The 9,530-nt window shown below is 62.5% G+C and carries 7 protein-coding genes; all 7 read left to right on the top strand.

Annotated elements, in window-relative coordinates:
• Nucleotides 1–298 precede the first annotated feature (298 nt).
• The 7 genes from F7R02_RS22780 (at nt 299) to F7R02_RS22745 (ending at nt 9,035) form a co-directional block, all read left to right on the top strand.
• Nucleotides 299–802: an Hcp family type VI secretion system effector gene (locus F7R02_RS22780; RefSeq protein WP_005922124.1), complete on the top strand. Its 504-nt coding sequence runs from the start codon at nt 299–301 to the stop codon at nt 800–802.
• Nucleotides 803–1,000: 198 nt separating this feature from the next.
• Nucleotides 1,001–1,795, top strand: coding sequence for a type VI secretion system accessory protein TagJ (locus F7R02_RS22770; protein ID WP_033483022.1), 795 nt, complete (start codon nt 1,001–1,003; stop codon nt 1,793–1,795).
• A gap of 5 nt (nt 1,796–1,800) precedes the next feature.
• Nucleotides 1,801–2,304, top strand: coding sequence for a type VI secretion system baseplate subunit TssE (gene tssE, locus F7R02_RS22765; RefSeq protein WP_078567601.1), 504 nt, complete (start codon nt 1,801–1,803; stop codon nt 2,302–2,304).
• A gap of 4 nt (nt 2,305–2,308) precedes the next feature.
• Nucleotides 2,309–4,192 (top strand): type VI secretion system baseplate subunit TssF, encoded by a 1,884-nt coding sequence (tssF, locus tag F7R02_RS22760; RefSeq protein ID WP_033485582.1) that lies wholly within the window; start codon nt 2,309–2,311, stop codon nt 4,190–4,192.
• Nucleotides 4,156–5,196 (top strand): type VI secretion system baseplate subunit TssG, encoded by a 1,041-nt coding sequence (gene tssG / locus F7R02_RS22755; protein ID WP_011052761.1) that lies wholly within the window; start codon nt 4,156–4,158, stop codon nt 5,194–5,196. Before tssF ends, tssG begins: the two co-directional genes overlap by 37 nt.
• 55 nt (nt 5,197–5,251) lie before the next feature.
• Nucleotides 5,252–8,032, top strand: coding sequence for a type VI secretion system ATPase TssH (gene tssH / locus F7R02_RS22750; protein ID WP_078590036.1), 2,781 nt, complete (start codon nt 5,252–5,254; stop codon nt 8,030–8,032).
• Nucleotides 8,019–9,035 carry a LirA/MavJ family T4SS effector gene (locus F7R02_RS22745; protein ID WP_139370966.1) on the top strand — a complete coding sequence of 339 codons (1,017 nt, stop codon included), beginning with the start codon at nt 8,019–8,021 and terminating at the stop codon, nt 9,033–9,035. Before tssH ends, F7R02_RS22745 begins: the two co-directional genes overlap by 14 nt.
• Nucleotides 9,036–9,530 lie beyond the last annotated feature (495 nt).

The following is a 9,530-nucleotide window of genomic DNA, read 5'->3' as shown; positions in this document are numbered from 1 at the left end:
ATCTCGCGCCGGGTCTGCTTGCGCTTGCCCAGGCCCTCAGCGTCACCGAACGTCAGCTGCATAGATGATCCTCTACATGATGAGGCGGGTAGTGTCGCGTATCTGTGGTGCGTTGTTCAGAGCTTCCCAAGTTCTTCCTCAAGCCGCATTACCAGCTGGAGGGCCTGACCGTGTCGTTGCGGTTGGTCTCGCGGTTGCCCTCGGCCGCCAAGGCCTGATCCGACGCATCTGCGTCATGGCGAGGACGTCTTCGCGTCGCGCCACCTCGTGTTGTCACTCTCATTGAAGGAGCAGTTCCATGGCGTTCGACATGCATATCAAGTTCGGCAGCGGCAAGGTCAAGATCGAAGGTGCGTCCAACCACAAGAAGCACAAGGGCGAGATCCCGATCCTGGCCTGGTCGTGGGGCGCCAGTAATTCCGGCGACCTGCACACCGGTGGCGGCTCGGCCAGCGGTGGCAAGGCGCATGTCCAGGACATCTCCATCACGAAGTACGTGGATGGCTGCTCCAATGCATTGCTCGATGCGGTGTGCACCGGTGCGCGCGTGGAAAACGCCTGGCTGTACGTCACCAACGCCACCGGCGAGCAGAGCGACTTTCTCACCCTGGAGTTGAGCGAAGGCGTACTGATTACCTCGCTGTCGACCGGCGGTTCCGGTGGCGAAGACCGCCTCACCGAAAACGTGACGCTGCACTTCGGCAAGTTCAAGTACGGCTTCCAGCCGCAGGACGACAAGGGTGCCTCCCAGGGTGGCGCGAAGGAATTCACCTACGACATCCAGGGTGTGGCCAAGGCCTAACGCGAACGCAGGCAACCACAACGCCTTCGCCACGCACGTGCGTTTGGCGACGCGGTGCGGCACGCAGCGCGCGTGTAGACGCTGCTCTGCGCCAAGCGGATGTTGGCGTTGTGATGTTGGCTGCTTCCGATGGCGGTCATGCGATAACTGGCGGTGCCGCGCATGGCGCCGCCACCTTCTTCGATAAGGAACCGCGCGATGGATGCCACCGCACAGACCCTGCTTGCCCAAGGCGAGCCGGCGCAGGCGTTGCAGCAACTGATCCAGCAGGTGCGCCGGCAACCGGCCGATGCAGCGCAGCGCGTGTTTCTGTTTCAGTTGCTGGCCGTCCTCGGCCAGTGGTCGCGCGCCGCAGATCAGCTGCGTGCTTGCGGTGAACTGGATGCCACCACGCAGCCCTTGGTCCACACCTATCTGGCGGTATTGCAGGGCGAGCAGACGCGCGCCGAGGTGTTTGCCGGTAAGCGGTTACCGCGCGTGATGGGTGAGCCGGCCGAGTGGCTGGCAATGCATCTGCAGGCGCTGCAACTGGCGGCGCAAGGGCATGGCGAACAAGCAGCGGCGTTGCGGGCGCAGGCCTTCGAACGGGCACCAGCCAGTGCCGGCGTGCTCGATGGCGAACGCTTCCAATGGCTCGCAGATGCCGACACCCGTTTCGGGCCCTGTATCGAGCTCATGCTCGACAGCGGCTATGCATGGGCCCCGCTCAGCCAGATCCAGCAGCTGCGCATGCAGGCGCCGCTGGATCTGCGCGACACCGTGTGGGCGCCGGTGAGCGTGCTGTGGCGCAACGGCGGCCAGGCCTTCGGCTACCTGCCGGTGCGTTACCCCGGCAGCGAGCACCTGGATGCCGGCGAGCTGCAACTGGCGCGTCGCACCGAATGGACCCATGTCGCACAAGGCGAGATCGGCCTGGGCCAGCGCATGTGGAGCACCGAGTCGCGCGAGATTGCGCTGCTGGATGTGCGCGATGTGCAGTTCGACGCGGGCTGATTTCAATGGCCGAACTCACCACCACCGAACGCTTGCAGCCTTCGCTGCTGGACCGGCTCACCGATGCAGCACCCAGTCAGCGCGAAGAGAGCCGCGAGCAACGCGTGATTTCGGCCACGCGCCTGCGTGAGTGCGTCATTCGCGATCTGTCGTGGTTGCTCAATGCCGTGAACCTGGAAACCAGCCGCCCGCTGGAAGCGCATCCGCAGGTGCGCAGCTCGGTACTGAATTACGGCATCCCGGATCTGGCCGGCGTCGCAGTGAGCGGCATCGATGCGACCGCGCTGCAACAGCGCATTCGCCAGGCGATTCTGGCCTTCGAGCCGCGGCTGATTCCCGAGACGCTGCGGGTGAGCGTGCATGCCGATGCCGCACGCATGGATCGGCGCTCGCTGCTGTTCACCATCGAATCGGAGATGTGGGCGCAGCCGCTGCCACTGAACCTGTATCTGAAGACCGCGCTGGATCTGGAAACAGGCCGGCTCGATGTCGTCGAAGGGAACGGCTGACGTCATGGACCCGCGCCTACTGCCGTACTACACCCGCGAGTTGCAGCACGTGCGCGACATGGGCGCGGAGTTTGCGCGCGAGTATCCCAAGATCGCCGGCCGGCTCGGCCTGGACGCGTTCGAATGCGCCGACCCGTATGTCGAGCGGCTGCTGGAAGGCTTCGCGTTTCTGGCCGCGCGCGTGCAACTCAAGCTGGACGCGCAGTACCCGGTGTTCACCCAGCACCTGCTGGAGATGGTCTACCCGCATTATCTAGCGCCGCTGCCGTCGATGGCGGTGGTGCAGTTGCAGCCGGATCTGAAAGACAGCGGGTTGGCAGCAGGCGTCGTCGTGTCGCGGCAAAGCGCGCTGCGCAGCCTGGTCGGCCCCGGCGAGCGCACCGCCTGCGAATTCCGCACCGCGCATCCGGTGACCTTGTGGCCGTTGCAACTGGCCGAGGCCAAGTATCTGGAATCGCCAGCCGCCTTGGCCGCGGCCGGCATCGCTTTGCCGCCCGGGCGCGTGGTGCGTGCCGGCGTGCGGCTGCGCTTCGAGCTGGTGGGTGGTGCGCAGACGCACGCGCTGGCGCTGGATCGGCTGCCGCTGTTTCTGGCCGGCGCCGACGGCTTGCCCAAGCGGTTGTACGAACAACTGCATGCCGATACCACCGCCGTAGTGGTGCGTGGCAGCGATGCCAGCGGTGGCACGCTGGAGGTGACGCTGGACGCTGATGCCGTGCAGATGCGCGGCTTTGCCGACGACGACGCATTGATTCCGTACGATGGCCGTTCGTTCAGTGGCTATCGCCTGCTGCAGGAATATTTCGCCTGCCCGGAGCGCTTTTTGTTCGCAGAGCTCGCCGGGCTGCACGCGCCATTGCGGCGGTTGCACGGCAACAGCTTCGAGGTGGTGGTGTTGCTGCAACGCAGCCTGCCCAGCCTGGCTGCGGCAGTAGACGCCGAGCACTTCAAATTGTTCTGCACCCCGGCGATCAATCTGTTCCCGCGCCGCGCCGATCGCATCCATCTGCAGGCCGGGTTGCACGAGTACCACGTGCTGGCCGACCGCACCCGGCCGATGGATTTCGAGATCCATCACCTGGGCGAGGTCGAAGGCTTCGGCGATCGTCAGGAGCCCGAGCAATGCTTCACCGCGTTCTATGGTGGCGACGCACGCACCTGGCATGCACGGCATGGCGCGTTCTACAGCATGCGCCGTGAACCGCGCATGCTATCGGCACGTCAGCGCCGCGATGGCGCGCGGTCGAGCTATGTGGGCAGCGAAGTCTTCGTCAGCCTGGTCGATGCCGACGATCAGGCCCACAGCACGCGCCTGCGTCAGCTTGGGCTGCAACTGTGGTGCAGCAACCGCGATCTGCCGCTGCATATGCCGGTAGGCAAGGGCGCAAGCGACTTCACCATGGACAGCGGCGTGCCGGTACAGAGCGTGCGCTGCGTGGCCGGGCCGACCAAGCCGCGCCCGGCATTGTCGGATGGGCAGACTGCGTGGCGCCTGCTCAGTCAATTGCAGCTCAATTATCTGTCGCTGTTCGAAGATGGCCCCGACGGCGCCGCTGCGCTACGCGAGATCCTCGCCCTGTATTGCGACCCGTTCGACGCGTCCGCGCAGCGGCAGATCGAAGGCGTCAAGCAGGTGAGCGGCACACCGATCGTGCGGCGCATTCCGGTGCCGGGTCCGATCACCTTCGGCCGCGGCCTGGAGATCACGCTGACCTGCGAGGACGCCGCCTTCGAAGGCACTGGCGCCTTCCTGCTGGCTTCGGTGCTGCGGCACTTCTTCGCGCGCTATGTCTCGGTGAATTCCTTTACCGAAACCGTGCTGCGTACCACCGAACGCAACGAGGTGGCCCGGTGGCCAGCCCAGCCCGGCACGCGCCCGCGCCTGTGAGCGCTGCGGCTGCCGCGCTGGCACAGGCGCTGCAGACCCGGCCACAGGATTTCAGCCCATTCGCGGCCTTGCGCGCGATCGAACGCTGCCATCCGCAGCAGCCGCGCCTGGGCGAATCGGCGCGCGCCAGCGACGATGTGCTGCGGCTGCGGCATGCGCCGTCACTGGCATTCGCACCCCATGCGCTGCACCGCTACACACCGGCAACGCACGATCAGCCTGCCGCGCTGTATGGCGTGTTTTTCGGTCTTTTCGGGCCAAACGCGCCGTTGCCGTTGCACCTGACCGAATACGCCATCGAGCGTGCGCAGCAAGCCAAGGACGGCACCTTCGCCGCGTTTGCCGATGTGTTCCACCACCGCATGCTGAGCCTGTTCTACCGCGCCTGGGCGCAGGCACAGCCCAGCGTGCAGGCCGAGCGCCCGGCGAGCGACCAGTTCCGTGCGTGGCTGGATGCATTGGTGGGCATCGCCAGCCCGCACCTGCGCCAACGCGATGCATTACCGGACGATGCACGTCGTTACTACGCCGGCCGTCTTGGCACCGCCACACGCACGCCGGAAGGCTTGCGTGCCCTGCTGCAACAGTTGTTCGAATGGCCGGTGCAGGTACAGGAATTCATCGCCGAATGGATGCGCCTGCCGGCCGATGCGCACCTGCAACTTGGTTTGGGTCCGCGCAACGCGCGGCTGGGCGTGGACAGCGTGGTGGGCGCACACGTGCGTGGCGCCCAGCAACGCGTGCGCATCCGCCTGGGGCCGCTGCCGCGCCTGGCGTTTCAACGCTTTCTGCCGGGTGGCCAGGCGCTGAAGCAACTCACCGCCACGGTGCGCAGCTATCTGGGCGACGAATTCGGCTGGGAACTGCAGCTGTCGCTCAAGGCCGACGAGGTCCCTACGCCGCACCTGGCGCGCAATAGCCGGCTGGGCCTGGACACCTGGCTGGGCCGCCGCGCCTGGAGCATTGCCGATGCCGACGATGTGGTGCTGCACCCCTCCGGGTGACGCGCAGCGCGTACTGATTCGCTCACCACCTATCTATTCGATTCAAGGACGCACCATGGCCGAGATCTCCCGCAGTTCCCTGTTCGGCAAGCTCAATCCGCTGGCCTACCGCGGCATCGAAAGCGCCACCGTGTTCTGCAAGCTGCGCGGCAACCCGTATGTGGAGTTGGTGCATTGGCTGCATCAGTTGCTGCAGCTGCAGGACTCGGACCTGCACCGCATCATCAGGCACTTTCAGCTCAACCCGTCCACGCTTGCGCGCGATGTCACCGCCGCGCTGGATGGCTTGCCGCGCGGCTCCACTGCCGTGACCGATCTATCGGCCAATGTCGAAGAAGCGGTGGAGCGCGGTTGGGTGTACGCCTCACTCGGTTTTGGTGAAGCGCAAGTACGCACCGGCTATCTGGTGGTCGGTATGTTGAGCGTGCGTGGCTTGCGTCATGCGTTGCTGGCGATCTCCAAGGAGTTCGACAAGCTCAAGCCCGCAGTGCTCAACGAGCACTTCGCCGAGATCGTGGCCGGCTCGCCGGAAGATGGCTTGCTGCCCAGCGATGGATTTTCGCTTGGTCAGGCCGCTGCACCCGGGGAGACCAGCGGTGCCATCGCGCCTGCGGCACTCGGCAAGCAGGAAGCGCTGAAGAAATTCACCACCGACCTCACCGCCCAGGCGCGCGAAGGCAAGCTGGACCCGATCATCGGCCGCGACGACGAGATCCGCCAGGTGGTCGACATCCTGATGCGCCGCCGCCAGAACAACCCGATCCTGGTCGGCGAAGCCGGCGTCGGCAAGACCGCGGTGGTGGAAGGGTTCGCGCAGCGCATCGCGCGCGGCGACGTGCCGCCCGCGCTGAAAGACGTGCAATTGCGCACCCTCGATGTCGGTCTGTTGCAGGCTGGCGCCAGCATGAAGGGCGAGTTCGAACAGCGTCTGCGCGCGGTGATCGATGAGGTGCAGGCCAGCCCCAAGCCGATCATTTTGTTCGTCGACGAAACCCACACCCTCATCGGCGCCGGTGGTGCCGCAGGTACTGGCGATGCGGCCAACCTGCTCAAGCCGGCACTGGCGCGCGGCACGCTGCGCACGGTGGGCGCGACCACGTTTGCCGAATACAAGAAATACATCGAAAAGGACCCCGCGCTGACGCGGCGCTTCCAGGCCGTGCAGGTGGACGAACCGGACGAGTCCAAGGCGGTACGCATGATGCGCGGCGTCGCTTCGATGATGGAACAGCATCACCGCGTGCAGATCCTCGACGAAGCGCTGGAAGCGGCGGTCAAGCTCAGCCACCGCTACATCCCTGCGCGGCAGCTGCCGGACAAGTCGGTGAGCCTGCTGGACACGGCCTGCGCGCGCGTGGCGGTGAGCCTGCATGCCACGCCTGCGGAAGTGGACGACAGCCGCCGACGCATCGAATCGCTGGACACCGAGCAGGCGATCATCGAACGCGAGCGTGCGATCGGCATCGTGGTGGAGGAGCGTGCCGCTGCGTGTGCTGGCCTGCTGGAAAGCGAGCACGGCCGCCTGCAGGCGTTGGAACAGCGTTGGGTTGCAGAAAAGGCATTGGTCGACGAGTTGTTGTCGCTGCGCGCGCAATTGCGCAGTGACAATGCGCCCGTAGAAGGCACTGGCAGCGCACTGGAAGCAGAGGCCGATACCGCGCAGGCAGCGTCTGGCGACATCGCCGTGCTCGACGCACCGGTGCAGGTTGATCGCGACACGCTGCTGGCGCGCCTGCAATTGGTGCAGGCGGGACTAGGCGCGCTCCAAGGCGAATCGCCTCTGATCCTGCCCACTGTCGATCATCAGGCCGTTGCTGCCGTCGTCGCCGACTGGACCGGCATCCCGGTCGGGCGCATGGCGCGCGACGAGATCGACACCGTGCTGCGCCTGCCCGAACTGCTGGCCAAGCGCGTGATCGGCCAGGATCACGCCATGGAGATGATCGCCAAGCGCATCCAGACCAGCCGCGCCGGCCTGGATAACCCGGACAAACCGATCGGCGTGTTCCTGCTGGCCGGCACCTCCGGCGTGGGCAAGACCGAAACCGCGCTCGCCTTGGCCGAAACGCTGTACGGCGGCGAACAGAACCTGATCACCATCAACATGAGCGAGTACCAGGAGGCGCACACCGTCTCCTCGCTCAAGGGCGCACCACCGGGCTACGTGGGCTACGGCGAAGGCGGCGTGCTGACCGAAGCGGTGCGACGCAAGCCGTACTCAGTGGTGCTGCTGGATGAAGTGGAGAAGGCCCACCCGGACGTCCACGAACTGTTCTTCCAGGTCTTCGACAAGGGCTGGATGGAAGACGGCGAAGGCCGCCGCATCGACTTCCGCAACACCCTCATCATCCTCACCAGCAACGCCGGCACCGACCTGATCGCCAGCCTGTGCAAGGACCCGGACCTGATGCCCGACCCGGAAGGCATGGCCAAGGCCATCCGCGAGCCGTTGTTGAAGGTGTTTCCGCCGGCATTGCTCGGGCGGCTGGTCGCGATTCCGTATTACCCGCTCAGTAACGCCATGCTCGGACAGATCGTGCGACTGCAGTTGAACCGCATCAAGCAGCGGATCGAAGAGCGCTACAGGATTCCATTCGACTACGACGACTCGGTGGTGGAGTTGGTTGTCTCGCGGTGCACCGAGAGTGAATCGGGCGGACGGATGATCGATGCGATTTTGACTAACTCGATGTTGCCGGAGATTAGTCGGGAGTTTCTGGAACGCGCGAATAGTGGTGATCTGGTTTTGCGGATCGAACTGGGTGCTTGCGACAGAAGCTTCGTTTACGACTTCCTAAAGAATAAGCATCAGGAGACTAAGAATGGCAACCTATGACAGTATGTTGGAAGAATTTAGAGGCCTGATCTATAAGGATGGGTGGGGGGTTAAGCGGGGTGAATTCCCTGCGCCTAAGGATGCTAAATACATTCGCGATCTGGCAAGGGTTGGAGCTTTTCTTAATCCAGAAAATGAGCTTTTTTGCGAGGCGTTGGAACTGCTCGACACTGCTATGATTGATCTGTTTAATCTCAGGACTGGGACGTCGTTCAGGAAAAATAAGATAAAGCTAAATAGCTTTTCAACGTTTGAGAATGGCCGAAAATTGGAGGTCGCATGTAAAGAAACTGGTCTAGACGCAACTAAGCACCTGTTGGCAAGTGTGCTGGCGGAAATGGAGATTAAGGAGGGATTTCAGGGTATAAGCGAAGCTGGAAAATGTGTGTCATTTTATAATAATTTAGGTGATGATGAATTTGGTGGGGCAATAAAATCAATGCACCTGGCGAAAGACTATGTGGGAAGCGATCATGGAGCCTTCACGCACCGAATTCAGTGGTATTGCGCTTCTGTCGTTAAGAGGAAGCTTCAGTTGGAGAACGCGAAAACTAGTTCTACGTTCAAGTCATCAGGACTTGTCTGGGGTCTCGTCTTTGATCGAAATGCACGTGAAGGGGTTATCGTAGAGAAAAATGACTTTAGGCGCCCCGAGTTAATGAACCCTTGGATTGCTAATAATCCCCGCTATGGTAATCATTCATGGCCGGTCCTCAGTTCGTTCTTAAAATCTAGGCTTGAAAGAATGTCCGGGCGCGGCTGGTCGTCAGATGTGTTGAAGATTAATATTGCGTCGAAGATTTATCCGGATAAGGCAAAGCCTTCACTCGGCTATCGCAAGGCATCCGCAGTTGAAAATGAAAAAGAACTTCGCGAATTTAATCTTACTAGCGAGGAGATGGCCGTGGTTGAAAAGGCAGCTACAGGCTCGTCATTTGATGCTGCGATGATACCGAAGCCTGGATTTGTAAGTTTCAAGGGCGGCATTAAGGTATCTATCTAGTTAGACTATTCGACCACTCCAAATTTTCGAAAAATGAATAAATTTCCAGTAAAAAGGGGTCAGGGTCTGAGGTTTGCACACTTTTTCAAGCTAAAAATCGCAGGTTCTGACTGGCTTCCGGCGAGAAGTGGCGTAGTGCGTCCAGCATGCGTGGACAGGTGTTCTAGCCATCCGCGACATGAAGCTTCCTGGCCTAGCCGCATCAGGCAGTACAGTCTGCGCGAGGTCCGGTAAGGGTTGAGATTGTGCTGCGTCGATCGCTTCGGCGGCCATGCCTGCCAACCATGAGGCGAACATCGCCAGTGCGTGCAGCAGCAATAGTGTCTCGATGCGCTCGCGCTTGCGGGTCAGGCTACCCTCGAAGGCTTCGTAAGCTCCCCCGATCCGCAGACACCGCATAAGTAGATCTTTCTGGCATCGTTCCCAAGTCAGGAGGTTCCATGCGCACATCGAAGTTCACCGAGACACAGATCATCGCCACGCTGAAGCAGGCCG

It is taken from the genome of Xanthomonas cissicola (assembly GCF_008801575.1).
GTDB classification, from domain to species: Bacteria; Pseudomonadota; Gammaproteobacteria; order Xanthomonadales; family Xanthomonadaceae; genus Xanthomonas; species Xanthomonas cissicola.
This window is presented reverse-complemented; position numbering and strand designations above follow the sequence as displayed.

Coding starts and splice junctions, on each gene's coding strand:
- F7R02_RS22745 (WP_139370966.1), top strand. CDS start 8,019: ATGGCAACCTATGACAGTATGTTGGAAGAATTTAGAGGCCTGATCTAT.
- tssF (WP_033485582.1), top strand. CDS start 2,309: ATGGACCCGCGCCTACTGCCGTACTACACCCGCGAGTTGCAGCACGTG.
- tssE (WP_078567601.1), top strand. CDS start 1,801: ATGGCCGAACTCACCACCACCGAACGCTTGCAGCCTTCGCTGCTGGAC.
- F7R02_RS22780 (WP_005922124.1), top strand. CDS start 299: ATGGCGTTCGACATGCATATCAAGTTCGGCAGCGGCAAGGTCAAGATC.
- tssH (WP_078590036.1), top strand. CDS start 5,252: ATGGCCGAGATCTCCCGCAGTTCCCTGTTCGGCAAGCTCAATCCGCTG.
- F7R02_RS22770 (WP_033483022.1), top strand. CDS start 1,001: ATGGATGCCACCGCACAGACCCTGCTTGCCCAAGGCGAGCCGGCGCAG.